Here is a 25,745-nt window from a genome sequence, read left to right on the forward strand (position 1 = left end):
TCCCATGCGCTGGTGGGACATCGAGCCGGTCATGGTGCTGGAGCACCGGCTGTTCCCCGAGGACGCCTGGTCGCGCGGGATGTACTGGTCGGAGCTGGCCGAGGCGTACCCGGGCGGCAGCCGGCACTACGTGGTGGCCGTCGACGCGGGCGGCACCGTGGTCGGCTACGCCGGGCTGATGGCGGTCGGCGCGGACGGCGACGTGCAGACCATCGCGGTCGACACCGACCGGCAGGGCGCGGGCCTCGGCACGATGCTGCTGACCGAGCTGGTCGAGGAGTCGGTGCGGCGCGGCTGCGCCGAACTGCTGCTGGAGGTGCGGGTGGACAACCTGCGGGCGCAGCGGCTGTACGAGCGGTTCGGGTTCGAGCCGGTCGGGATCAGGCGGGGCTACTACCAGCCCGCCAACGTGGACGCGCTGGTGATGCGTCTGGACCACCTGGCAAGCGATGCAAGCGATCTGAAGGATCATCACAATGGCTGACGAGCCCCTCGTCCTCGGTATCGAGACCTCCTGCGACGAGACCGGCGTCGGCATCGTCCGCGGCACCACGCTGCTGGCCGACGCGGTCGCCTCCAGCGTCAACGACCACGCCCGGTTCGGCGGCGTCGTCCCGGAGATCGCCAGCCGGGCCCACCTGGAGGCGATGGTCCCGACCATCAAGCGGGCGCTGGACACCGCCGGGGTGAAGGCGAGCGACCTGGACGGCATCGCCGTCACCGCCGGCCCCGGCCTGGCGGGCGCGCTGCTGGTCGGCGTCAGCGCCGCCAAGGCGTACGCCTGGGCGCTGGACAAGCCGCTGTACGGCGTCAACCACCTGGCCTCGCACATCTGCGTGGACCAGTTGGAGCACGGCCGGCTGCCCGAGCCGACGATGGCGCTGCTGGTCTCCGGCGGGCACTCCTCGCTGCTGCTGAGCAGCGACATCACCTCCGACGTCCGGCCGCTCGGCGCGACCATCGACGACGCGGCCGGCGAGGCGTTCGACAAGGTGGCGCGGGTGCTCGGCCTGGGCTTCCCCGGCGGCCCGGTGGTGGACCGGATGGCCAAGGAGGGCGACGGGAAGGCGATCGCCTTCCCGCGCGGCCTGAACAACGCCGGGGACCCGGCGTACGACTTCTCGTTCTCCGGCCTGAAGACCGCCGTGGCCCGCTGGGTGGAGGCCAAGCGGCGGGCCGGCGAGGAGGTCCCGGTGGCGGACGTCGCCGCGTCCTTCCAGGAGGCGGTCACCGACGTGCTGACCCGCAAGGCCGTCCGGGCCTGCAAGGACAACGGCGTCGACCACCTGATGATCGGCGGCGGCGTGGCCGCCAACTCGCGGCTGCGCGAGATGGCCCAGCAGCGCTGCGACAGGGCCGGCATCGTGCTCCGGGTGCCCCGGCCGGGCCTGTGCACCGACAACGGCGCGATGGTCGCCGCGCTCGGCTCCGAGATGGTCTGGCGCGGCCGCACCCCGTCCTCCTTCGACCTGTCCGCGGACTCCTCGCTGCCGGTCACCGAGACCCACGTGCCCGGCGCGCACACCGACGTCCACGCGCACGCGCACGAGGCGCTGAAGTGACCCTGGCGGCGATGTGGGAGGCCCGGGCGGCGGCCGGCCGGGGCGCCGAACTGCACGCCTGGGCCCGGGAGTCCGCGCTGCCCGCGGTGCGCGGCGCGGCCGGCCTGGAGCGGGTCGAGCTGTTCACCGCCCCCGGCGAGCGGGTGCTGCTGATCGCCCTCTGGACGGGCGAGCCGCAGCCGGTGCCGGAGCCGCCCGCCGGACTGCTGGCCCGCCCCGTGCACCACTGGACCTTCACCCGCACGGATGTCGGGTAGGCAACCGCGGAGCGGGTACCGTTCGTCCTGAACATCGACACGTGTGTAGAGGGCGAGCAGGGGGCACCGGTGAGGACCAGGGCGCGGATCGGGTACGGGGCGGGCGCGCTCGCCGTCCTGCTGGCGGCGAGCGGCTGCGGGAGCTCCGGGCCCGCCGACAAGCCCGCCGCCCCGGCCCAGCCGCCCGCCGCCTCGGGCGCGTCGGGCACGTCGGGAGGAGGCACCGGCGGCGGCACTGCCACCGCGCCCGCCCAGGACGCGGTCGGGGACGCCGCCTGGGCCAAGTGGGGCCTCAAGCCGATGGCCAAGGCGCCCGCCCCGCCCGCCGACAAGCCGATCAAGCTGACGAAGACCGGCACCGTCCCGGTGTTCAGCGAGGTCCCCACCCAGGACAAGGTCGTCTTCGTCACCATCGACGACGGGGCCGAGAAGGACCCCAAGTTCGTCCAGATGCTGACCGACCTCAAGGTGCCGATCACGATGTTCCTGACCAAGGACATCGTCAAGAACGACTACGCCTACTTCAAGCCGCTCCAGGCGCTCGGCAACAGCATCCAGAACCACACCGTCAGCCACCCGGTGATGAGCAAGCTCGCGCCCGCCCAGCAGAAGTCGCAGATCTGCGACGACCAGGCCGCCCTCACCCAGCAGTACGGCACCGCGCCCTACCTGTTCCGCCCGCCCTACGGCGACGGCGCCAACACCCCGGCGCTGAACACCGCGGTGCAGGAGTGCGGGCCGCGCGCCATCGTGCTGTGGCGCGAGTCCATGCAGATCCACGACATGCAGTACCAGGCCGCCGACAAGAAGCTGAAGAACGGCGACATCGTCCTGGCGCACTTCCGCGGCCCGTCCGACCTCAAGGGCGAGACCATGACCCAGATGTTCGGCGAGCTGCTCGCCCGCATCCAGGAGCAGGGCTTCGCGGTCGCCCGCCTCGACGACTACATCGCCAAGCCCACCGGCTGACCCAGCATCATCACCGGGCCGGCCGCGGTGCGGGCCACGATCACCGTCACCGCGTTCGGCCCGGCCGGCTTCAGCTGCCGCCGCAGCTCCTCCGGCACCACCTGGGCCCCGCGCTTCTTGATCACCACGGTGCCGATCCGGCGCTCCTTCACCAGCGCCTTCAACCGCTTGACCTGGAACGGCAGCACGTCGGTCAGCTCGTACGCCTGCGCGTACGGCGTCGGCCGCAGCGCGTCCGAGGTGACGTACGCGATCATCGGGTCGATCAGCCGGCCGTGCACCGAGGCCACCACCTCGGCCACCATCCGGCCCCGGATCACCGCGCCGTCCGGCTCGTACAGGTACCGCCCCACCGGGCCCACCGGCGGGTCCGGCAGCGCCCCGCCCGCCAGCGAGTGCCCGCCCGGCAGCAGCGTCGCCCGGTACGGCTCGGCGGCGGCCGTGCCGAACCACAGCACCGCCTCCTTCACCTCGCCCCGGTCCGACACCCACTCCGCCTCGGCGCCCTCCGGCACCAGCTCGTGCGGAATCCCCGGCGCCACCTTCAGCGCCCCGAACGGGGTGCTGCGGGCCGCCTGCACCGCCCAGGACAGCGGCGGCGAGTACGCCTCCGGGTCGAACACCCGACCCCGCGAGGTGCGCCGCGCCGGATCGGTGAACACCGCGTCGAAGCCCGCCGTGTCGACGTCCGCGACGTCCGCCCGGCGGACCTCCACCAGCTCCGCCACGCCCAGCGCCGCCGCGTTCGCCGCCGCCACCTCGCAGGTCAGCTCGTCCCGGTCGACCGCCAGCACCGCGATCCCGGCCCGGGCCAGCGCGATCGCGTCCCCGCCGATCCCGCAGCACAGGTCCGCCAGCCGCCGCACCCCCAGCGCCGCGAACCGGCCCGCCCGCCACTCGGCCACCGAACGCCGGGTCGCCTGCTCCACCCCGTGCTGGGTGAAGTACATCGCGGCGGCGTCCGCCCCGAACTTCGCCTCCGCGCGCTGCCGCAGCCGGGCCTGCTCGAACGCGGCCCGCACCAGCTCCGCCGGGAACTCCCGCCGCAGCCTGGTCGCCAGCGCCAGCTCCTCGGCCGCCGTGAACCCCCGCAACTCGGCCAGCAGCGCCTGCCCCTGCTCGGTCAGCAGCGCCCGGAACGACTCGATCTCCACCGCACCATTGTCGCCGCTCCCGGTCAGCGCCCCAGCCGCGACAGCGACAGCACCGCCAGCACCGGCCCGAGCAGCCCCATCGCGGCCGGCGCGATCCGGTACCCCCGGCGCGCCGACCCCACCAGGAACACCAGCACCGGGGCCAGCGCCCCCACCGCCACCGCCCCGCACAGCACCACCGCGACCGGCGCGTCCAGCGTCACCCCCCACGCCGCCAGCACTGCCGCCCAGACCGCCGCGCACAGCAGCGGCACCTCCGCCGCGACCAACCCGAGCGCACACAGCGCGTCCCGCCCCACCGGCTGCCGATTCACCGTCATGGGCCAAGCCTGGCAAGGGAGTTGCCCCGCGCGCCTGAGTACCGGCACTCAATCCGATCGGGTGTTCGGGGGGTCGAACGGGAACGCCCGTTCGCATCGGAACCGCGGAAGTCCGCGACGCGCCGCGAAACCCGGGCGCGACTCCGTTGGCACTCTGGTTGACTGAGTGCTAACCGCGTCCTATGGTCGTTCCTGGCACTCTCCCCGGTGGGAGTGCTAATCGCGACGATGCGTGTCCGACCCCCGCGACGGCGGGCCCGTGCAGTCGCCACCTACCTGTAAGACAACCCCGTAATCTCCGAAGGGGAGCTCGGACGTGACCACCAGCAGCAAGGTTGCCATCAAGCCGCTCGAGGACCGCATCGTGGTCCAGCCGCTCGACGCCGAGACCACCACCGCCTCCGGCCTGGTGATCCCGGACACGGCCAAGGAGAAGCCCCAGGAGGGCGTCGTCCTGGCCGTCGGCCCGGGTCGCTTCGAGGACGGCCAGCGTCTGCCGCTCGACGTCGCCGTCGGTGACATCGTCCTGTACTCGAAGTACGGCGGCACCGAGGTGAAGTACCAGGGCGAGGAGTACCTCGTCCTCTCGGCGCGCGACGTTCTCGCCATCATCGAGAAGTAAGACGTCCGCGCAGTAAGACGTCCCAGCCCCGCCCCGGAACCGTGTCAGCACTGACAGGGGCCCGGGGCGCGGTTGTTGCTCCACGCACGCAGACCTACCCCTGAGGAAACGGGACCATGGCGAAGACCCTGCAGTTCGACGAGGACGCCCGCCGCTCGCTGGAGCGCGGTGTCAACAAGCTGGCCGACACCGTCAAGGTGACCATCGGCCCCAAGGGCCGCAACGTCGTCATCGACAAGAAGTTCGGCGCCCCCACCATCACCAACGACGGTGTGACCATCGCCCGCGAGGTCGAGCTCGACGACCCGTACGAGAACCTCGGCGCGCAGCTGGTCAAGGAGGTCGCCACCAAGACCAACGACGTCGCGGGCGACGGCACCACCACCGCCACCGTGCTCGCCCAGGCCCTGGTCAACGAGGGCCTGCGCAACGTCGCCGCCGGCGCCGGCCCGGCCGCCCTGAAGAAGGGCATCGACAAGGCCGTCGCCGCCGTCTCCGAGCACCTGCTCTCCATCGCCCGCGAGATCGAGGGCAAGGACGACGTCGCCGCCGTCGCCTCCCTCTCCGCCCAGGACACCCAGGTCGGCGAGCTGATCGCCGAGGCGATCGACAAGGTCGGCAAGGACGGTGTGATCACCGTCGAGGAGTCCAACACCTTCGGCGTCGAGCTCGAGTTCACCGAGGGCATGCAGTTCGACAAGGGCTACCTGTCCCCGTACTTCGTCACCGACGCGGAGCGCCAGGAAGCCGTCCTGGAGGACCCGTACGTCCTCATCACCCAGGGCAAGATCTCCTCGATCCAGGAGCTCCTGCCGCTGCTGGAGAAGGTCCTGCAGGCCGGCGGCTCCCGCCCGCTGCTGATCATCGCCGAGGACGTCGACGGCGAGGCCCTCTCCACCCTGGTGGTCAACAAGATCCGCGGCACCTTCAACGCGGTCGCGGTCAAGGCCCCCGGCTTCGGCGACCGCCGCAAGGCCATCCTCGGCGACATCGCCACCCTCACCGGCGGCCAGGTCGTCTCCGAGGAGGTCGGCCTCAAGCTCGACCAGGTCGGCCTGGACGTGCTCGGCACCGCCCGCCGGATCACCGTCACCAAGGACGAGACCATCGTGGTCGACGGCGCCGGCGACTCCGCCGAGGTCGCGGGCCGGGTCGCCCAGATCAAGGCCGAGATCGCCAACACCGACTCCGACTGGGACCGCGAGAAGCTCCAGGAGCGCCTCGCCAAGCTGGCCGGCGGCGTCTGCGTGATCAAGGTCGGCGCGGCCACCGAGGTCGAGCTCAAGGAGCGCAAGCACCGCCTGGAGGACGCCATCTCCGCGACCCGCGCCGCGGTCGAGGAGGGCATCGTCGCCGGTGGTGGCGCCTCGCTCGTCCACGCCGCGAAGGTCCTGGCGGACGGCCTCGGCCTGTCCGGCGACGAGGCCACCGGTGTCGCGGTCGTCCGCAAGGCGCTCGCCGAGCCGCTGCGCTGGATCGCCCAGAACGCCGGCCTGGAGGGCTACGTCATCACCTCCAAGGTCGCCGAGCTGGAGCCCGGCCAGGGCTACAACGCCGCCACCGGCGAGTACGGCGACCTGGTGAAGGCCGGCGTCATCGACCCGGTCAAGGTCACCCGCTCCGCCCTGGAGAACGCCGCCTCCATCGCCTCCCTGCTGCTCACCACCGAGACCCTGGTGGTCGAGAAGAAGGAAGAGGACGACGCCGCGGGCCACGGCCACTCGCACGGCGGCCACGGCCACAGCCACTGAAAACGGCCGGCCGCCAGGCACTGAAGGGCGCGAGGAACTGCGCGACCGGCCCCGCACTCCCGTAGTGCGGGGCCGGACCGCCGGGGCCTCGCGCCCTTTCGCGTGCCCGCGGGCCGCCCGGCGGGTTCCGTACAGTTGACCCCGTGATCGAGGCTCGTCATCTCCGCGTCCTGCACGCCGTCGCCCGGACCGGGTCGTTCTCCGCCGCGGCGCGGGAGCTGGGGTGCACGCAGCCGGCGGTGAGCCAGCAGATGAAGGCGCTGGAGAAGGCGGTGGACACCCCGCTGGTGGTGCGCTCCGGGCGGGAGATGCAGCTGAGCGAGGCCGGGCGGGTGCTGCTCAAACACGCCAACGGCATCCTCGCGGGGCTGTCCGCCGCCGAGGAGGAGGTCGCGGCGATCGCCGGCCTGCGGGCCGGCCGGGTGCGGCTGGTCTCGTTCCCGACGGCGAGCTCGACGCTGGTGCCGCGCTCGGTGGCGCAGCTGCGGGCGGCCCACCCCGGGGTGCGGGTCTCGCTGGTGGAGGCGGAGCCGCCGCAGGCGCTGGCGATGCTCCGCGGCGGCGAGTGCGAGGTCGCGCTGGCGTTCCGCTACCCGGACTCGCAGGGCGGCCTGAGCGTCCCCTCGCCGCACGCGACGCTGCGCGAGGCGCGGGCCGAGGCGACCCTGGAGGCGGCGGCCACGGCGGCCGCGAACGACTGGTCGGAGCTGGTGGTGCGCCCGCTGCTGGACGACCCGCTGGTCGGTCTGGTGCCGGCCGGGCACCCGCTGGCGGGCCGGGACGAGGGCGCGCCGGTGGACCTGGCGGAGCTGGCGGGGGAGCAGTGGATCGGCGGCTGCCCGCAGTGCCGGGGCCACCTGGTCGAGCTGTGCGCGGCGGCGGGCTTCGCGCCGGCCATCGACTTCGCCACGGACGACTACCCGGCGGTGGTGGGCCTGGTGGGGGCGGGCCTCGGGGTGGCGGTGCTGCCGGGGCTGGCCCTGGAGTCGGTGCGCCACCCGGGAGTGGCGGCGGTGCCGGTGCGGGTGGCCTCGGGGGAGCCGGCCCGGCGCGAGGTGGTGGCGCTGACCCTGCCGGACCTGGCGGGCGTGCCGGCGGTGGCGCTGATGCTGGACCAATTGGCGGCGGCCGCCGCCCGATAGTCCACCGCCCCGCCGGGCGGGGCGGCGGCGTGGCACCGGCCGGGGACGGGCCGGGCGACGCGCTCGGGGAATCGTTTCTTCTTGCTCGGTGCAGTGCTCAGTGCAGTGCTCGGTGCTCGGTGGTGCGAGTGGGCGGGGCGGGGTGGGCGCCCGGCGGCTCAGCGGCGGATGGTCTGCGGCATCGCCAGCGGGACCTCGGCGAGGCGGTTGCGGGCGCGGCCGAGGAGTTCCTCGCGCTCGTCCTCCGTCATGCCGCCCCACACCCCGTAGGGCTCGCGGACGGCCAGGGCGTGCGCCGCGCACCGGGCGCGCACCGGGCAGCGCATGCAGACCTCCTTGGCGCTGGTCTCGCGGGAGGTCCGGGCCGCGCCGCGCTCGCCCTCGGGGTGGAAGAACAGCGAGCTGTCCACGCCGCGGCAGGCGGCGGACAGCTGCCAGTCCCAGAGGTCTGCGTTCGGGCCGGGGAGGCGGGAGAAATCTGCCATGGCTCATTCCCTTCGGGGAGTCGGGACCTGGCGGCTCGGCGGCGATTGCTGCGGCGAGGCTGCGCGGGGCCGGTACGGACACCTGGAAATATGACTTACGTCCACTACACGGACAAGTCACCCACAGACCGACACAACAGTCAATGACCCCCAGAAGCTATAAAAACGGACAAGGAGGGCAATAGGTTTGAACTCGCACGCTGCACCGATCGGGTGGCCGGGGGTGCGCGGGGCCCGGCCGGGCGGCGCGCGCCGTGCGGGCACCGCGTGCGAGCTGCACGAAAGCGCGGCGCGTGCACCGCGAGGTGGCTCTCGGGTAATGGGTCGACCACGTACAGTGGTGGAGATGGACCTGAAGCCGTAACTCATTCGAGTGACGGTCGTTGGATGTACGGAGGCGGTTCGGCGGGCGCCGGGCCTCGGGAGCGATCGTGGAAGCCAGTGCGATCGGAACGGGGTCCGACCCGGCTGCCGGGTCGGAGAGGTTCGTACCAGCCAGGAGGCTCAACGTGACGCGGATCAGCTGCGGAGGACGACGGTCATGACATCCGTACTCGTCTGCGACGATTCCCCGCTCGCCCGGGAAGCGCTTCGCCGCGCGGTGGCGACCGTGCCCGGCGTGGACCGGGTGACCACTGCGACGAACGGTGAGGAGGTCCTCCGCCGCTGGGTGGCCGACCGCTCCGATCTCGTTCTGATGGACGTCCGGATGCCCGGGCTCGGCGGGGTGGAGACGGTCCGCCGGCTGCTCTCGGCCGACCCGGGCGCCCGGATCATCATGCTCACCGTGGCCGAGGACCTGGACGGCGTGGCCCTCGCGGTCGCCGCCGGGGCCCGCGGCTACCTGCACAAGGACGCCTCGCGCGCCGAACTGCGGGCCACCGTCACCCAGGCGCTGGCCGACCCGACCTGGCGGCTCGCCCCGCGCCGGCTCCGCAGCCCCGACATGGGCGCCGCGCCGACGCTGACGGCCCGTGAGATCCAGGTGCTGGAGGGCATGAGCCACGGCCGCTCGAACGCCGAGATCGGCCGCGAGCTGTTCCTCTCCGAGGACACCGTGAAGACGCACGCCCGGCGCCTGTTCAAGAAGTTGGGCGCCTCGGACCGCGCGCACGCGGTGGCGCTGGGCTTCCGCTGGGGGCTGGTCCGCTGACCGGGCGCGCGAACTGGGCTCGCTCGGACGTGTGACGTTGTGGTCCCGAGGCTGCACCATGGAGTAGTGGAGCACCTCGGGGACCAGCGGACAGGCAGGGGAGGCGGCACGGTGCACCCGGCGACGGATAACGTTCCGATGCACAAGTCCGGACGCGGTGCCGCGTTTTCCGGTCCGACCAGGCACCATGGACCGATGCGTGACGACGAGGAGGCCGCCGGGCCCGACCCGGTGCAGCCCGCCCCCGAGGGTGCGGCTGCCGATCCGTCGTCGGCTCCCGAGCCCGGCCGGGCCGGTGCGGAGGGGGTGACGGCGGCGGTTCCGCGCCCGCCCGTCCTCGGCGGCGGCACGTCACCGGAGGTGGCGGAGCTGGTCGCGGCCGCGGTCCGCGGCGACGGTCCGGCGATCGAGGCGCTGCTCGGCTACGTGCTCCCGCTGGCGCTGCGCTACTGCCGGGGCCGGCTGGTCCGGCTGCCCGGCGGGGCCCGCCACCACGTGGACGACGTGGCGCAGGAGGTGTGCGTCGCGGTGCTCTGCGCGCTGCCCCGGTACCGGGACACCGGCCGCCCGTTCGAAGCCTTCGTGTACGGGATCGCCGCGCACAAGATCGCCGACCTGCAGCGCGCCGCGATGCGCGGGCCCGGGTCCACGGTGATCCCGCCGGACGACCTGCCGGAGACGCCGGACGAGTCGCTCGGCCCGGAGGAGCGGGCGCTGCTCTCCAGCGACGCCGCGTGGATCAAGGAACTGCTGTCCAACCTGCCGGCCCGGCAGCGCGAGCTGGTGCTGCTGCGGGTGGCGGACGGCCTCTCGGCGGAGGAGACCGGCGAGGTGCTCGGCATGTCGCCGGGCGCGGTGCGGGTCGCCCAGCACCGGGCGCTGTCCCGGCTGCGGGCGTTGGCCGAGGAGTCCGGCTAGGGCCGGAAGAAGCGCGGGGGAGCGCGCGTTGTCAAGAGGGCGCGACGACGTACCCCGGCTCACCAGTACCATGGGGTATCGGCGCCTGGTCGGGTCGCCAAAGTTTCTCCGGTGCGCGCGGGGTCCCCCTGGAGGTTCCTCCAATGCGCCGGGCGTCTTGGAGGCCGACGAGCCGGGCGTCCGTGCGCTGAACGACGGCCCGCCACGGAAGGTTCCCCATGTCCTACAACGCCGCCGGCGTACCCGAGAAGTTCGCCATGCTCGGTCTCACGTACGACGACGTCCTGCTGCTGCCCGGGGCTTCCGAGGTGCTGCCGAACCAGGTCGACACCTCCTCGCGGGTCTCCCGGAACGTGCGGGTGAACATCCCGCTGCTGTCCGCCGCGATGGACAAGGTCACCGAGTCGCGGATGGCGATCGCGATGGCCCGTCAGGGCGGCGTCGGCGTCCTGCACCGCAACCTGTCGGTCGAGGACCAGGTCAACCAGGTCGACCTGGTGAAGCGCTCCGAGTCCGGCATGGTCACCGACCCGATCACGGTCGGTCCGGACGCCACGCTCGCCGACGCGGACGCGCTGTGCGCCCGGTTCCGGATCTCCGGCGTCCCGGTCGCCGGCCCGGACGGCAAGCTGCTCGGCATCGTCACCAACCGCGACATGGCCTTCGAGACCGACCGCAGCCGCCGGGTCTCCGAGATCATGACGCCGATGCCGCTGATCACCGGCCAGGTCGGGATCTCCGGCGAGGACGCGGTGGCGCTGCTCCGCCGCCACAAGATCGAGAAGCTGCCGCTGGTCGACGGCGAGGGCCGGATCAAGGGCCTGATCACCGTCAAGGACTTCGTGAAGGCGGAGAAGTACCCGAACGCGGCGAAGGACGCCGAGGGCCGGCTGCTGGTCGGTGCCGCCGTCGGCGCCTCCGCCGAGTCCTTCGAGCGGGCCCAGGCGCTGGTCGCCGCCGGTGTCGACTTCCTGGTCGTCGACACCTCGCACGGCCACAACAGCAACGCGCTGAGCTGGATGTCCAAGATCAAGTCGGCGGTCGGCATCGACGTCATCGGCGGCAACGTCGCCACCCGCGACGGCGCCCGGGCGATGATCGACGCGGGCGTGGACGGCGTCAAGGTCGGGGTCGGCCCGGGCTCCATCTGCACCACCCGGGTGGTCGCCGGCATCGGCGTCCCGCAGGTCACCGCGATCTACGAGGCCGCGCTGGCCTGCCAGGACGCGGGCGTCCCGGTCATCGGCGACGGCGGCCTGCAGTATTCCGGCGACATCGGCAAGGCGCTGGCCGCCGGCGCCGACACCGTGATGCTCGGCTCGCTGCTGGCGGGCTGCGAGGAGTCGCCCGGCGAGCTGCTGTTCATCAACGGCAAGCAGTTCAAGTCCTACCGCGGCATGGGCTCGCTCGGCGCGATGCAGTCGCGCGGGCAGGCGAAGTCCTTCTCCAAGGACCGCTACTTCCAGGGCGAGGTCACCTCCGACGAGAAGCTGATCGCCGAGGGCATCGAGGGCCAGGTGCCGTACCGCGGCCCGCTGTCCGCGGTGCTGTTCCAGCTGGTCGGCGGCCTGCGGCAGACCATGGGCTACGTCGGTGCGGCCGGCATCGGGGAGATGCAGACCAAGGGCCGGTTCGTCCGGATCACCTCGGCGGGCCTGAAGGAGAGCCACCCGCACGACATCCAGATGACCGTCGAGGCGCCGAACTACACCTCGCGGTAAGGGTGTTGGCGTAACGCCGGGATCCGCCCGAGCTGCAGGCGACTGCGGTTCGGGCGGATCCTGCCGTTCCGGCCCCCCGGCGCGCGCGGTTCCCCGCGCCCCCGGCGGTTGAGCTCCTGCGATACTGGTCGGGAGATGGAAAGCAGCAGAAGGGCTCGAAGTGACTGAGATCGAGATCGGGCGAGGCAAGCGCGGCCGCCGGGCGTACTCCTTCGACGACATCGCCGTCGTCCCCAGCCGCCGTACGCGTGACCCGAAGGAGGTCTCGATCGCCTGGCAGATCGACGCCTACCGGTTCGAACTGCCGTTCCTGGCCGCGCCGATGGACAGCGTGGTGTCGCCGGAGCAGGCCATCGCGATCGGGCAGCTGGGCGGCCTGGGCGTGCTGAACCTGGAGGGCCTGTGGACGCGGTACGAGGACCCGCGGCCGCTGCTGGCGGAGATCGCTTCCATCACCGACGAGGCGGCGGCGACCCGGCGCCTGCAGGAGGTGTACGCGGAGCCGATCAAGGCCGAGCTGATCAAGGAGCGGATCAAGGAGGTCCGTGACTCGGGCGTCGTGACCGCCGCGGCGCTCTCGCCGCAGCGCACCGCCGAGTTCTCCAAGGCCGTCGTGGACGCCGGCGTCGACGTGTTCGTGATCCGCGGCACCACGGTGTCGGCCGAGCACGTCTCGGGCGCGGCCGAGCCGCTGAACCTCAAGCAGTTCATCTACGAGCTCGACGTGCCGGTGATCGTCGGCGGCTGCGCCACCTACACCGCCGCGCTGCACCTGATGCGGACCGGCGCGGCCGGCGTGCTGGTCGGCTTCGGCGGCGGCGCCGCGCACACCACCCGGGGCGTGCTGGGCATCCAGGTCCCGATGGCGACCGCGGTGGCGGACGTCGCGGCGGCCCGCCGGGACTACATGGACGAGTCCGGCGGCCGCTACGTGCACGTGATCGCGGACGGCGGCGTCGGCTACAGCGGCGACATCCCGAAGGCCGTGGCCTGCGGCGCGGACGCGGTGATGATCGGGGCCGCGCTGGCCCGCGCCACCGACGCGCCCGGCCGGGGCCACCACTGGGGCATGGAGGCCGTCCACGAGGAGCTGCCGCGCGGCAAGCGGGTCCACCTCGGCACCGTCGGCACCACCGAGCAGATCCTCACCGGCCCGTCGCACACCCCCGACGGCACGATGAACCTGTTCGGCGCGCTGCGCCGGGCGATGGCCACCACCGGCTACACCGAGCTGAAGGAGTTCCAGCGGGTCGAGGTCACGGTCAACCCCGGCCGCTGACACCCCGTCGGGAACGGACGGAGGGGCCCCGCCGGCGCAGCGGGGCCCCTCCGTCCGTTCGGGGACGGGGGCGGGTAGCTCCGGCGGGGGCGGACAGGGGATGATGGGGGTTCCGGCGTGCGGCGTCGGCCCCGTGGTGGTTCGACAGGCCGTCAGGTCGTGGCCCGGGGAGCCCGCCGAGGCCGCAACACCATGGGGAGAGCGCACCGATGACGCAGCCGCAGGAACCGGCCGGCCGACTGCTGGGGGACCGCTACCGGCTGGGCGAGGTGCTCGGCCGCGGCGGCATGGGCACCGTCTGGCGGGCCGAGGACGAGGTGCTGGGCCGGGTCGTCGCGGTCAAGGAGCTCCGGATGACCGGGGCCGTCGACGAGGCCGAGAAGCACCGGCTGATCGTCCGGACCCTGCGCGAGGCCAAGGCCACCGCCCGGATCCGGCACGCCGCCGCCGTCACCGTCTACGACGTGGTCGAGGAGGACGGCCGGCCCTGGATCGTGATGGAGCTGGTCGACGGCCGCTCGCTGGCCGACGTGGTGCGCGAGGACGGCACGCTGACGCCCGCCCGGGCCGCGGAGATCGCGCTCGACCTGCTCGGGGTGCTCGGCGCCGCGCACAGCCAGGGCGTGCTGCACCGGGACGTGAAGCCGTCCAACGTGCTGATCGGCGAGGACGGGCGCACCGTGCTCACCGACTTCGGCATCGCCAGCGTCGAGGGCGACACCTCGATCACCTCCACCGGCATGCTGGTCGGCGCACCCTCCTACATCGCGCCCGAGCGGGCCCGCGGCCAGCGGCCCGGACCGCCCTCCGACCTGTGGTCGCTCGGCGGCACGCTGTACGCCATGGTCGAGGGCGTCCCGCCGTACGACCGGGGCTCGGCGCTCGCCACGCTGACCGCCGTGATGACCGAGGAACTGCCGGTCTCGGAGCAGGCCGGGCCGCTGTGGCCGGTCATCGCGGGCCTGCTGGAGAAGGACCCGGCCAAGCGGATGGACGCCGACACGGCCCGCCCGCTGCTGCGCCGGATCGCCGCCGGGCAGGCGCTGCCCGAGGCGGAGACCGTCGCGGTGGCGGCCCCGGCCGCGCCGCCCGCCGCGGAGACCGTCGAGCAGCCCGCGCCGCAGCCCGCCGCGGCCGAACCGCCGCGCCCGGCCGGGCCGTTCGCCGACCGGCGGCGGGCGGCGCTGGCCGGCGCCGCGGTGGTCGCGGTGCTGCTGCTGGTGGCCGCGCTGGTGGTGTGGTGGCCCAACGGGAAGACCGCCGGGGCGAGTTCCGCGGACGGCGCCGGCGCGTCGGTGGCGCCGCAGCAGCCCGCCGCGGGCACCGGCGGGCCCGCCGCGAGCGGCACCCCGGGGCCCGCGCCGAGCGCGTCGGCCACCGAGCAGCCGGGCGCGCTGACCACGCCCGGGCAGATACCCGAGGGCTACACCGTGCACAAGGACGCCTCCGGCTTCAGCATCGTGCTGCCCGAGTGGATGACCGACCAGGGCCCCGACTACCGGGCCACCAGCCGGCGCTTCGAGGGGCACGGGCTGCGGCTGGTCGTCGACTGGCAGTCCCCGGCCGGGGACAGCGCGCTGAAGGACTGGCAGGAGTCCGACCGCAACGCGAGGATGACCAACTACCGCAAGGTCAGGGTCGAACCGGTGGCGTACCGGAACTGGAGCAACGCCGCCGACTGGGAGTGGACGTACACCGGCAAGACCGGCACCCTGCTGCACTCGCTGAACCGCGGCTTCGTCACCGGCAACGGCAAGTACGGCTACGCGATCTACTGGACGATGCCCGAGGAGGTGTGGTCCGCGCCGGACGGCTCGCTGGCCCGCCGGATCTCCTTCGAGAGCTTCCAGCCCGCCCCGTAGCGGGCGTTGGCGCCCCGGCGCGGCGAAAGCCCCACGGAGCGGGGTCAGGGGCGGCCGGGGAGCCGTAGGCTGACGGGACGACGGCGTGAGGAACAGGCATGCGAACGGCCCCGGGGCAGGTGGTGGCCGGGCGGTACCGGGTGACGGACCGTCCGGAGGACGAGTCCGGCGTGCCCGCGGTGGACGTCCACGGCGGCGCCCGGGTGCGGCTGTTCGCCCTGGAACTGCCCGAGCTGCTGGTCCCCGGCCACCCGCCGGGCGCGCCCGCCCCCTCCTACGGGCCCCGGCTGACCGCCCGGGTCGCCCAGGTCGCCGCCGCCGCGCCCGCCCACCCGCGGCTGCTGCGCGGGCTGGCCGCCGGGCCCGAGGGCGACCTGCTGTGGATCGCCGAGGAGGCCGTCCCCGGCGTTCCGCTGGAGCAGCTGGCCGGCAACGGACCGGTCTCCCCGTACCGGGTCGCCGAGATCGGCGCCGACCTGGCCGGCGCGCTGCGGGCCCTGCACGGGGCCGGGCTGACGCACGGGAACCTGACGGACCGTACGGTGCTGGTCTGCGAGGACGGCGCGGCGCTGCTCGGCGGCCTGCTGCTGGGCGCCGCCGAGGAGGAGCTGTGCGCGGCGCTCGGCGGCGAGGTGCCGCGCCGGGTGTACGAGACCCGGGCGCTGATGCTCGGCCCGCGCGCCGAGCGCTGGGCCATCGACCCGGGCGCCCCCGCCGACACCTGGGCGCTGGGCGTGCTGCTGTACCGGCTGCTGACCGGCCACGGCCCCTACCCGGAGCACGACCTGCCGACCCTGCTGGCCGCCGTCCGGGACGGCCGGCACCACCCCGCCGACGGCTGCGGGCCGCTGCGCCCGCTGGTGGAGCGGCTGCTGCGGCCGGACGCCCGGCACCGGCCCGACGCCGAGGCCGTCCAGCGGGAGCTGCGCGAGCTGCTGGCGTTCGCCCCCGAGCCGTACCCGGACGGGCCGCCCGACCCGCTGCTGCCGGTGCCCCGCCCCGCGGCCGGCCCGCTGGTGCCCCGGCCGCGCGCCGCCCGGCGGCGGCCCGCGCCGCCGGCGACGGACCGTCAGGCCCCGGCCCGGCCGCCCCGGGTGGCGCCCGCGCTGCTCGGCCCGCTGATCTTGGCGGGGGTGCTGGCGCTGCTGGTCGCGGCGATCGCCGCGATCGTCCTGGTAGCGGGCTGAGAGCGGCCGGTCACCGTGCGCGGCGCGGCCGGGCCGAGATTCCCGCCCGGCCCGGTGCGGCCTAGGCTTACCTCCTCATCGTCGGTGCGCGTGGCATCCGACGTGCCGTGACGCCGTCCGACCGACGGTGGGGGGAACCGAAGGGGGGACGGTCGTATGGGTGGGCAGGACCAGTCGACGGACCGTCTGCTGGCCGGGCGGTACGCGCTCGGCGAGCGCCTGGGCCGGGGCGGGATGGGGACCGTCTGGCGGGCCAGGGACGAGATGCTGGACCGGGAGGTGGCCGTCAAGGAACTGACGGTCAGCCACCTCTCGGAGGAGGACCTGGAGATCCTCCAGTCCCGGATGAAGCGCGAGGCGCGGGCCGCCGCGCGGATCAAGCACCCGGGTGTGATCACCATCCACGACGTGCTGGAGCAGGACGGCCGGCCGTGGATCGTGATGGAGCTGGTCGACGGCCGGGCGCTGTCCGAGGTGATCAGCCAGGACGGCACCCTGACGCCCCGTGAGGCGGCCGGGGTCGGCCTGCAACTGGTCGCGGCCCTGCACCGGGGCCACCAGCTCGGCGTGCTGCACCGGGACGTCAAGCCTGCCAACGTGCTGCTGGAGCACGGCACCGGGCGGGTCGTGCTGCTCGACTTCGGCATCGCCAAGTTCGAGGGCGCGCTGGAGATCACCCGCCCCGGCGACCTGATCGGCTCGCCCGACTACCTGGCCCCGGAGCGCGCCCAGGGCCAGCGCCCCGGCCCGGCCTCCGACCTGTGGGCGCTCGGCGCGACGCTCTACCACGCGGTCGAGGGCGAGTCGCCGTTCCGCCGCGACAACCCGCTGAGCACGCTCACCGCCGTCGTCGAGGAGCCGATGCCGGAGCCGCGCCGGGCCGCCGGGCTCGCCCCGGTGCTGGCCGCGCTGCTCGCCAAGGACCCCGCCGACCGGCCCGGCGCCGACGAGGCGGTCCGGATGCTGCGCGAGATCGCCGACGGGCACACCTTCGGCCTGCGCGTCCCCGAGCAGGGCGGCGAGCACCGGCTGCCGACCCAGCTGGTGCCGGTGGTCGACCGGCCCGCCGCGGCGGCCGCGGCCGCGCCCGCCGCCGAGCCGGCCACCGTGCCCGCGGCCGTCCCGGCGGCGCCGCCGGCGCCCGCCGCCCGGCGGCGCGGCCGCACCGTGCTGTGGACGCTGGTGGCGGTGCTGGTGCTCGCGGGGGCGGGCGGCGGCGCCGCGTACTGGACCGAGCACCGGCACCGCCAGGTGCAGCGGCAGGACGACAACCCCCCGGCGGTGGTCGACCCGGCGCCCACCGGCGCGGTGCCGACCGACGCGCCCGCGCCCGCGGGCTGGGCCTGGCAGGACGACCCGGGCGGCTTCCGGTTCCTGCTGCCGACCACCGGGAAGTGGGTCCGCACCGAGTCGAGCGGGCAGATCTACTACTCGCCCGACGGCCGGGACCACTACCTGCAGTTCGCGGTGACGGCCGGTCAGCCGCTGGCCCCGCTGCAGCACCTGGCGGAGATGGAGACCTCGGTCAGCCGCAACCTGCGCGACTACCAGCAGGTCGGCCTGGTGCCGGCCCGGATCCACGGCTGGGAGGGCGCGGTCTGGGAGTTCTCCTTCAGCAAGGACGGCGTCAAGCGGCGCGCCAAGGAGGCCGAGTTCCGCAACGGCGACGGGACGTCCTACATGGTGTACGTGTCCGGGCCGGAGAGCGACTGGACGCAGAGCCTGCAACGCTTCACCACCGTCCTGAACAACTTCACGCCCGTCAAGTAGTCGATCCCGACACCCGCCGGCCAAAGTGTTACCGGCGGGTACACAACTCGGGGTCCAGGCTCTAGGCTGCCCGCATGACGGAGAGCACGAGCCAGGGCCGCCGCAATCCTGCGGCGAAGGGGGCGGCGCGCGGCGTCGCCACGGCGGTGCCGGCGGCGCTGATCGCGCGGCTGGCCAAGGGCGTCACCGCGTCCGGCGACGCGACGGCGCAGACCCTCGCACCGCTCACCGGGGAGCCGCTCGCGCTGCTCCCGGTGTCCGGCACCGAGGACGTCGAGCGCGCCTTCGCCGACGCCCGGCGGGCCCAGCCCGGCTGGGCCGCGCTGTCGGTCCGGCACCGGGCCGGCGTCCTGCTGCGCTTCCACGACCTGCTGCTGAAGCGCCAGGACGAGGTGCTGGACCTGATCCAGGCCGAGACCGGCAAGGCCCGGCTGCACGCCTTCGAGGAGGTGATGGCGGTCGCCTCGGCCGCCCGCCACTACGGCCGCAGGGCCGCCGCCTACCTGAAGGACCGCCGCCGCGGCGGCGCCGTGCCCGGCCTCACCAGCGCCGTCGAGGCCCGCCGCCCGAAGGGCGTGGTCGGCCAGATCTCGCCGTGGAACTACCCGCTGGAGCTGTCCGTCGGCGACGCGCTGCCCGCCCTGCTGGCCGGCAACGCCGTCGTCAACAAGCCCGACACCCAGACCGCGCTCACCGCGCTCTGGGCCCGCGAGCTCTTCGTCGAGGCCGGACTGCCCCCGCAGGTCTGGCAGATCGTCCTCGGCGACGGCCCCGTGGTCGGCCCCGAGGTGGTCGAGCGCGCCGACTACGTCGCCTTCACCGGCTCCACCCGGACCGGCCGCGACGTCGCCCGCCGGGCCGCCGAGCGCCTGATCGGCGCCTCGCTCGAACTCGGCGGCAAGAACGCCATGCTGGTGCTCGCCGACGCCGACCTCGACAAGGCCGCCGCCGGCGCCGTCCGGGCCTGCTTCTCCTCCGCCGGACAGCTCTGCATCTCCATCGAACGGCTCTTCGTGCACCGCTCGGTCGCCGACGCCTTCCTGGCCAAGTTCGCCGAGAAGACCTCCGCGCTGCGGCTCGGCGGCGGCCTCGCCTACGGCGCCGACATGGGCTCGCTGGTCTCCGCCCGCCAGCTGGAGACCGTCACCCGGCACGTCGAGGAGGCCGTCAAGGCCGGCGCCACCGTGCTGGCCGGCGGGCAGGCCCGCCCCGACCTCGGCCCGCTGTTCTTCGAACCCACCATCCTCGACGGCGTCACCCCCGACATGGCGGTCTGCGCCGAGGAGACCTTCGGCCCGGTGGTGTCGGTCTACCGCTTCGACACCGAGGACGAGGCCGTCACCGCCGCCAACGCCACCCCGTACGGCCTCAACTCCAGCGTCTGGACCAAGGACACCGCCCGCGGCCGCAAGGTCGCCGCCCGGCTGCACACCGGCACCGTCAACATCAACGAGGCCTACGCCGCCGCCTACGGCTCGGTCGCCTCCCCGATGGGCGGCATGGGCGACTCCGGCCTCGGCCGCCGGCACGGCTCCGAGGGCATCCTGCGCTACACCGAGGCGCAGACCGTCGCCGTCCAGCGGCTGCTGCCGATCGGCCCGTCGATGGGCATGGACGACGCGAAGTTCGCCGAGTTCTTCACCACCGGCCTCAAGCTCATGAAGGCCTTCCGACTGAAGTAGTGCCAGCCAGTGGTGCCCGCAGTGGTGCCAGCACCCGAGGAGGGGCAGTGTCGTACGACTACGACGTCGTGGTGGTCGGTTCGGGCTTCGGCGGGTCCGTCGCCGCGCTGCGGCTGACCGAGAAGGGCTACAAGGTCGCCGTCCTGGAGGCCGGCCGGCGGTTCGACCGCGCGGAACTGCCCCGCACCTCCTGGGCGACCCGCGACTACCTGTGGGCCCCCGCCCTCGGCCTGTACGGAATCCAGCGCATCCACCTGCTGCGCAACGTGCTGATCCTGGCCGGGGCGGGCGTCGGCGGCGGCTCGCTGAACTACGCCAACACGCTGTACGTCCCGCCCAGGCCGTTCTTCGAGGACCGGCAGTGGGCGCACATCACCGACTGGCAGTCCGAACTCGCCCCGTTCTACGACCAGGCGCAGCGGATGCTCGGCGTCCGGCTCAACCCCACCATGACCCCGTCCGACGTCCACCTGAAGGCCGCCGCCGAGGCGATGGGCTGCGGCGACACCTTCCACATGGCCCCCGTCGGGGTGTTCTTCGGCGACGGGCAGGACGGCACCGGCGAGGCCAAGGCCGCGCCCGGCGGCGAGGTCGACGACCCGTACTTCGGCGGTGCCGGGCCGAAGCGCCGGGCCTGCACCGAGTGCGGCGAGTGCATGACCGGCTGCCGGCACGGCGCCAAGAACACGCTCACCGAGAACTACCTGTACCTCGCCGAGCGGGCCGGCGCCGAGATCCTGCCGCTCACCACCGTGAAGCGGCTGCGCCCGCACGGCGAGGGCTACGCCGTCGACGTGCTGCCCACCGACGCCCGCACCCGGCGGGCGAAGAAGGCCGGGGCGCGCACCATCACCGCCGAGCGGGTCGTCGTCGCGGCCGGCACCTACGGCACCCAGAGCCTGCTGCACCGGATGCGCGAGGGCGGCCAGCTGCCCCGGATCTCCGCCCGGCTCGGCCACCTCACCCGCACCAACTCCGAGGCCCTGGTGGGCGCCCAGACCTCCACCCGGCGCTACGGCGAACGCCCCGACTTCACCCGCGGCGTCGCCATCACCTCCTCCGTGCACCCCGACGAGAACACCCACATCGAGCCGGTCCGCTACGGCCGTGGCTCCAACGCGATGGGCGCGCTCTCCATCCAGCAGGTCTCCGGCGCCGGGCGCGGTCCGCGCTGGCTGCGCTACCTCGGCGCGGTCGGCCGGCACCCGTGGATCTTCGCCCAGTCGATGAACCAGCACCGCTGGTCGGAGAAGAGCATCATCGGCCTGGTCATGCAGTCCCTGGACAACTCGCTGACCGTCTCGCTGAAGAACGGCAAACTGACCTCCCGGCAGGGCCACGGTGCGCCCAACCCGAACTACATCCCCGTCGCCGAGGAGGGCGCCCGGGCGCTCGCCGCCTCCATCAACGGCTTCCCCGGCTCCACCGTCGGCGAGATCTTCGACATCCCGCTGACCGCGCACTTCCTCGGCGGCTGCCCGATCGGCGACAGCCCCGACACCGGCGTCGTCGACCCCTACCACCGGCTGTACGGGCACCCCGGGATCAGCGTCGTCGACGGCTCCGCGGTCTCCGCCAACCTCGGCGTCAACCCGTCCCTGACGATCACCGCGCAGGCCGAGCGCGCGCTGTCGATGTGGCCCAACCGGGGCGAGGCCGACCCGCGCCCCGAACCCGGCGCCGCCTACCGGCCGGTGGCCCCCGTCGCCCCGCACCGGCCGGCCGTCCCGACGGGCGCGTTCGGCGAGCTGCGGCTGCCGCTGCTGCCCGTCCCGACAGTGCCCCGCCGTACCCCGGAAGGCAATTGACATCCCTTCACCCACGGTGGGATAAACGGGCCCTCGAAGCACGAACCATCCCGGGGGGACCCAGCATGCCCATCTGCACGTCCTGCGGGGCCGCCGCCGCGGGCGCCGCGGACAGCTGCGCCAACTGCGGCGGGCGGCTCGCGCCCGCCGCGATCGGCGAGGTGGTCGAGGTCGGCGCGATCGGCGAGGCGGTCGAGGCCGGCGCCGGTGCCCCCGTCGGCCCCTCCCCGTGGGGCGCCGGCCGGGTGCACCACGCCCGCGAACTCCCGGCGCTCTCCCCGGGCTGGCTCACCGCCGGCCGGGTGCTGCTCGCGCCGACCCTGCTGCTGGTCGTCACCGCGGTGCTGTGCACGGCGGGCGACGACCGGCCCGAGGACACCCCCAGGCTCACGGCCGTCGGCCGATCGGGCAGCGGCTTCCAGAGCTGGCTCGGCTACGTGCTCACCGCCTTCGGCACCCCGCTGCGGGCGTCGACGGGCTCCAGCACTCCCGCCTCCAAGGGGGCGGTGGTGATCGGCAACACCGTCACCGACCACGTCGTCCCGTACACGATCACGCTGGCCTGGCTGCTGGCGCTCGGCCTCGGCCTGTACGCCGTCGCCCGGGGCCGCCGCCGCACCGGCGCGGCCGAACCGACCGCCCGCGCCGCCGCGCTCCAGGCGCTGCGGACCGGTGCGCTGTCCGCCGCGGTGGCGCTGCTGCTCGGCCTGCTGGGCAGCGAGCACACCTCGGTCGCGCTCACCGGCGGCAGCCTGACCAGGGCCACCACCGACACCGGCCCGCTCCTGCTGCCGCTGGGCCTGTCCGCCGGCCTCGCCGCCGCCGTCCTGGTGCTGGCCGTGGACGGCGCGGCCGCGCTGCGCGCCGAGGCCGCCCACCGCCCCTGGCTGGGCGGCCTGCTGCTGGCCTGGCAGCACGCGGCCCGGGTGGCCGGCGTGCTGCTGGTGCTGCTCACCGCGGTCTCCGCCGTGCTGCGCCTGCTCTCCGACGGGCTGCACGTTCGGGCGCCCTACGTCTCGCTCACCGTCAACGGCGGTCTCTACCTGCTCGGCTTCGGCAGCGGCGCGCGGCCCCTGCTGCTGGGCCGGCCCGGTGCGGCCCTCTACGACCTGGGCGACGCGGGCGCCCGGTGGTGGCTGGCCGCGCTCCTGCCGCTGCTGGCGGCGCTGGCGCTGGGCTGGTCCGCGCACCGCGGCCGGCTCACCCAGCTCGACCGGCTCCGGCTGGCCGGCGTGTACGCGGTGCTCACCGCCGTGCCGGTGCTCGGCACCTCGACCTGGGCCACCGTGGAGTCCGCGTTCAAGAAGGACGGCCGCAGCAGCGGGCTCGACCTGCTGGGCTGGGAGCTGCCCTCGGTGCTGATCGCCTTCGCGGCCTGGGCGCTGTTCGGCGCGCTCGCGGTGCCCGCCGTGCTCGACGCGGTGCGCCGCAGTCCGGCGCCGTGGGCCCCGCCGCGGGCGGACGCGCCGCCGCTCGAAGCCCGGGTCGGGGCGGCGGAGCGGTACGTGCCGGAGCAGGACGTGCCGGAGCGGGACGGGGGCGAGCGGCACGGCCTGGTCGAGCTGGTGCTGGAGGAACGGCCCCGTCCGCTCGCCGCGGCCGGCGCGGACGGCGACCCGCACGCCGCCTACCGGCGGCCTGCGGCGGACTGACGGGGGCCCGGCAGGCCCCGGGCCCGGACAGGGCAAAGGGCCCCGCGGGGGAACGGGGCCCTTTGTCGTTCCAGCACCCGGCGTCAGGGCCGCGCCGGTGCTGGGGTGACGGCGCCGGGGGAGGAGCGCCGTCGCGGAGGAATGGTCTCGGGCACGCGCCGACGGCGGCCGGATGGGCCTCACGGAGCGTGAGAAGGGAACCGTCGCGCGGACGGTCGACCCCCGGGCGGGGGGAGTGCGGTGAGCCCCCCGTCTTCCAGCATCGTCCTGGACGAGGGCCGTGCCGTGCAACCGATTCGACGCAATTTCGGGGGAGCCGGAAACGGACCCGGCGCGTGGGGGCGCCGAATCCGATCGTCCGGAACGACTACTCTGGGTGATAACGGCATGCGGGGCGTACCGGGGCGTACGCCGGAGCGGGCGGCTGACTGAGGTGTGGCGGCCGGCACCGGTACCGGCCGCCACACCCCGGGTCCGCCCGGTCGCGGAACGGGTTCGCTGTCCCCTGCTGGCCCGACCGCAGCACCGGGGCGCGGTCCCACGGCGGGCCCGTGCCCGCCACGCGCACCCGGTGGACCGGAGATGATCCACGCGTGGTCCGCCGCACGGGGTGCCGCCCGCACCTGGAGGGCGCCGGCGGTCTCGTGCGGTCTCCCGGTGCAACGATTCGCCGCCCGCTGCGGTCACGGGCTGCGGCGCGGGCAGTCGGGTGAAAGCCTCCCGGTAGACTCGGGGGCGACACCCGCTTTTGTACGTTCGTACCGCCGCCGGAAGGCCGTCTGTGTCCGCTGACTCCCCCGTCCAGTCCGCACCCGAGAACGACACCGTCCTGGTCGTCGACTTCGGTGCCCAGTACGCCCAGCTCATCGCCCGTCGGGTGCGTGAGGCGCGGGTCTACAGCGAGATCGTGCCGAGCTCCATGCCGGTCGCCGAGATGCTCGCCAAGAACCCGCGGGCGATCATCCTCTCCGGCGGTCCGTCGTCGGTCTACGAGGAGGGCGCCCCGCAGCTCGACCGGGCGCTCTTCGAGGCCGGGGTGCCGGTCTTCGGCATGTGCTACGGCTTCCAGCTGATGGCCAAGACGCTCGGCGGCACCGTCGACAACAGCGGCGCCCGCGAGTACGGCCGCACCGCGCTGACCGTCACCCGGGCCGGCTCCACCCTGTTCGAGGGCACCCCGGAGAAGCAGTCGGTGTGGATGTCGCACGGCGACGCCTGCTCGGCCGCCCCCGCGGGCTTCACCGTCACCGCCTCCACCGACGTGGTGCCGGTCGCCGCCTTCGAGGACGACGCCCGCAAGCTGTACGGCGTGCAGTACCACCCCGAGGTGATGCACTCCGAGCACGGCCAGCAGGTGCTGGAGCACTTCCTGTACCGCGGCGCGGGCATCGCCCCGAACTGGACCACCAGCAACGTCGTCGAGGAGCAGGTCGCGCTGATCCGCGCCCAGGTCGGCGACAAGCGCGCCATCTGCGGCCTGTCCGGCGGCGTGGACTCCGCGGTCGCCGCCGCCCTGGTGCAGCGCGCCATCGGCGACCGGCTGACCTGCGTGTACGTCGACCACGGCCTGATGCGCAAGGGCGAGACCGAGCAGGTCGAGAAGGACTTCGTCGCGGCCACCGGCGTCAAGCTGGTGGTGGTCGACGCCGAGGAGCGCTTCCTGACCGCGCTGGCGGGCGTCTCCGACCCCGAGACCAAGCGCAAGATCATCGGTCGCGAGTTCATCCGGGTCTTCGAGCAGGCCCAGGCCGACATCATCGCCGACGAGGGCCCGGCCGTGGAGTTCCTGGTCCAGGGCACCCTGTACCCGGACGTGGTGGAGTCCGGCGGCGGCACCGGCACCGCCAACATCAAGTCGCACCACAACGTCGGCGGCCTCCCCGAGGACCTGGAGTTCCAGCTCGTCGAGCCGCTGCGCAAGCTGTTCAAGGACGAGGTCCGGATGGTCGGCCAGGAGCTCGGCCTGCCCGCCGAGATCGTCCAGCGCCAGCCGTTCCCCGGCCCGGGCCTGGGCATCCGGATCGTCGGCGAGGTCACCAAGGAGCGCCTGGACCTGCTCCGCGACGCCGACGCCATCGCCCGCGAGGAGCTGACCCTGGCCGGCCTGGACGCCGAGATCTGGCAGTGCCCGGTCGTCCTGCTGGCGGACGTGCGGAGCGTCGGCGTGCAGGGCGACGGCCGCACCTACGGCCACCCGATCGTGCTGCGCCCGGTCTCCTCCGAGGACGCCATGACCGCCGACTGGTCGCGGCTGCCCTACGAGGTGCTGGCGAAGATCTCCACCCGGATCACCAACGAGGTCAAGGACGTGAACCGGGTCGTCCTGGACGTCACCTCGAAGCCGCCGGGCACCATCGAGTGGGAGTGATCCCACCGGCAACCGTGTGACCGCGCCGCCAGTCCCCATGAACAGGGAGTGGCGGCGCGGTCATGTGCGATCGGCATTGGGCA

At 74.1% G+C, this 25,745-nt stretch carries 21 protein-coding genes; 18 read left to right on the plus strand and 3 right to left on the minus strand.

Features of this window, described 5'->3' with window-relative positions; translation table 11 throughout:
• The first annotated feature begins 4 nt into the window (after positions 1–4).
• The 4 genes from rimI (at position 5) to ACIOHG_RS09845 (ending at position 2,788) form a co-directional block, all read left to right on the plus strand.
• Positions 5–484 carry a ribosomal protein S18-alanine N-acetyltransferase gene (rimI, locus tag ACIOHG_RS09830; RefSeq protein WP_400947669.1) on the plus strand — a complete coding sequence of 160 codons (480 nt, stop codon included), beginning with the start codon at positions 5–7 and terminating at the stop codon, positions 482–484.
• Complete coding sequence (gene tsaD / locus ACIOHG_RS09835; protein ID WP_400947574.1) at positions 477–1,562, plus strand: tRNA (adenosine(37)-N6)-threonylcarbamoyltransferase complex transferase subunit TsaD; 1,086 nt, start codon at positions 477–479, stop codon at positions 1,560–1,562. Before rimI ends, tsaD begins: the two co-directional genes overlap by 8 nt.
• Complete coding sequence (locus ACIOHG_RS09840) at positions 1,559–1,819, plus strand: hypothetical protein (protein ID WP_400947577.1); 261 nt, start codon at positions 1,559–1,561, stop codon at positions 1,817–1,819. Before tsaD ends, ACIOHG_RS09840 begins: the two co-directional genes overlap by 4 nt.
• 69 nt (positions 1,820–1,888) lie before the next feature.
• On the plus strand, positions 1,889–2,788 hold the full coding sequence (locus ACIOHG_RS09845; protein ID WP_400947579.1) for a polysaccharide deacetylase family protein: 900 nt from the start codon (positions 1,889–1,891) through the stop codon (positions 2,786–2,788).
• Here ACIOHG_RS09845 and ACIOHG_RS09850 read toward each other — a convergent pair.
• On the minus strand, positions 2,764–3,942 hold the full coding sequence (locus tag ACIOHG_RS09850) for a methyltransferase domain-containing protein (protein ID WP_400947581.1): 1,179 nt from the start codon (positions 3,940–3,942) through the stop codon (positions 2,764–2,766). The genes ACIOHG_RS09845 and ACIOHG_RS09850 overlap by 25 nt on opposite strands.
• A 23-nt stretch (positions 3,943–3,965) precedes the next feature.
• On the minus strand, positions 3,966–4,262 hold the full coding sequence (locus ACIOHG_RS09855; RefSeq protein WP_400947583.1) for a hypothetical protein: 297 nt from the start codon (positions 4,260–4,262) through the stop codon (positions 3,966–3,968).
• A gap of 316 nt (positions 4,263–4,578) precedes the next feature.
• On the opposite strand from ACIOHG_RS09855, the gene groES reads away from it, so the two are divergent.
• The 3 genes from groES to ACIOHG_RS09870 all read left to right on the plus strand — a co-directional run bounded on the left by groES (position 4,579) and on the right by ACIOHG_RS09870 (position 7,777).
• Entirely contained in the window at positions 4,579–4,884 is a 306-nt protein-coding gene (gene groES / locus ACIOHG_RS09860; protein WP_014136232.1) for a co-chaperone GroES, read from the plus strand.
• 116 nt (positions 4,885–5,000) lie between these two features.
• Entirely contained in the window at positions 5,001–6,635 is a 1,635-nt protein-coding gene (gene groL / locus ACIOHG_RS09865; RefSeq protein ID WP_400947586.1) for a chaperonin GroEL, read from the plus strand.
• Positions 6,636–6,778: 143 nt separating this feature from the next.
• Complete coding sequence (locus ACIOHG_RS09870) at positions 6,779–7,777, plus strand: LysR family transcriptional regulator (protein WP_400947588.1); 999 nt, start codon at positions 6,779–6,781, stop codon at positions 7,775–7,777.
• A 158-nt stretch (positions 7,778–7,935) separates the two neighbouring features.
• Here ACIOHG_RS09870 and ACIOHG_RS09875 read toward each other — a convergent pair whose 3' ends face one another.
• Positions 7,936–8,262, minus strand: a complete 327-nt coding sequence (locus ACIOHG_RS09875; protein WP_400714097.1) for a WhiB family transcriptional regulator — start codon at positions 8,260–8,262, stop codon at positions 7,936–7,938.
• Positions 8,263–8,803: 541 nt separating this feature from the next.
• On the opposite strand from ACIOHG_RS09875, the gene ACIOHG_RS09880 reads away from it, so the two are divergent.
• The 11 genes from ACIOHG_RS09880 to guaA all read left to right on the plus strand — a co-directional run bounded on the left by ACIOHG_RS09880 (position 8,804) and on the right by guaA (position 25,662).
• Positions 8,804–9,415, plus strand: a complete 612-nt coding sequence (locus ACIOHG_RS09880; RefSeq protein WP_014136228.1) for a response regulator transcription factor — start codon at positions 8,804–8,806, stop codon at positions 9,413–9,415.
• A gap of 195 nt (positions 9,416–9,610) precedes the next feature.
• Positions 9,611–10,333, plus strand: coding sequence for an RNA polymerase sigma factor ShbA (gene shbA / locus ACIOHG_RS09885; RefSeq protein ID WP_400947591.1), 723 nt, complete (start codon positions 9,611–9,613; stop codon positions 10,331–10,333).
• A 218-nt stretch (positions 10,334–10,551) separates the two neighbouring features.
• On the plus strand, positions 10,552–12,054 hold the full coding sequence (gene guaB / locus ACIOHG_RS09890; RefSeq protein ID WP_400947592.1) for an IMP dehydrogenase: 1,503 nt from the start codon (positions 10,552–10,554) through the stop codon (positions 12,052–12,054).
• Positions 12,055–12,214: 160 nt separating this feature from the next.
• A complete protein-coding gene (locus tag ACIOHG_RS09895; protein ID WP_400947594.1) occupies positions 12,215–13,333 on the plus strand; it encodes a GuaB3 family IMP dehydrogenase-related protein in 1,119 nt (372 codons plus the stop codon).
• A 209-nt stretch (positions 13,334–13,542) separates the two neighbouring features.
• The gene (locus ACIOHG_RS09900) at positions 13,543–15,195 is read left to right on the plus strand and encodes a serine/threonine-protein kinase (protein ID WP_400947595.1); all 1,653 of its coding nucleotides are present in this window, start codon (positions 13,543–13,545) and stop codon (positions 15,193–15,195) included.
• 98 nt (positions 15,196–15,293) lie between these two features.
• The gene (locus ACIOHG_RS09905) at positions 15,294–16,382 is read left to right on the plus strand and encodes a protein kinase (RefSeq protein WP_400947597.1); all 1,089 of its coding nucleotides are present in this window, start codon (positions 15,294–15,296) and stop codon (positions 16,380–16,382) included.
• Between the two features lie 156 nt (positions 16,383–16,538).
• Complete coding sequence (locus ACIOHG_RS09910; protein ID WP_400947600.1) at positions 16,539–18,152, plus strand: serine/threonine-protein kinase; 1,614 nt, start codon at positions 16,539–16,541, stop codon at positions 18,150–18,152.
• Between the two features lie 74 nt (positions 18,153–18,226).
• Positions 18,227–19,834 carry a succinic semialdehyde dehydrogenase gene (locus ACIOHG_RS09915; protein WP_400947602.1) on the plus strand — a complete coding sequence of 536 codons (1,608 nt, stop codon included), beginning with the start codon at positions 18,227–18,229 and terminating at the stop codon, positions 19,832–19,834.
• On the plus strand, positions 19,834–21,642 hold the full coding sequence (locus ACIOHG_RS09920) for a GMC oxidoreductase (protein ID WP_400947604.1): 1,809 nt from the start codon (positions 19,834–19,836) through the stop codon (positions 21,640–21,642). Before ACIOHG_RS09915 ends, ACIOHG_RS09920 begins: the two co-directional genes overlap by 1 nt.
• A 65-nt stretch (positions 21,643–21,707) precedes the next feature.
• Positions 21,708–23,294 (plus strand): hypothetical protein, encoded by a 1,587-nt coding sequence (locus ACIOHG_RS09925; RefSeq protein ID WP_400947607.1) that lies wholly within the window; start codon positions 21,708–21,710, stop codon positions 23,292–23,294.
• Between the two features lie 781 nt (positions 23,295–24,075).
• On the plus strand, positions 24,076–25,662 hold the full coding sequence (guaA, locus tag ACIOHG_RS09930; RefSeq protein ID WP_400947610.1) for a glutamine-hydrolyzing GMP synthase: 1,587 nt from the start codon (positions 24,076–24,078) through the stop codon (positions 25,660–25,662).
• Positions 25,663–25,745 lie beyond the last annotated feature (83 nt).

The organism is Kitasatospora sp. NPDC088134 (genome assembly GCF_044741705.1).
In the GTDB taxonomy this organism is placed as follows: Bacteria; Actinomycetota; Actinomycetes; order Streptomycetales; family Streptomycetaceae; genus Kitasatospora.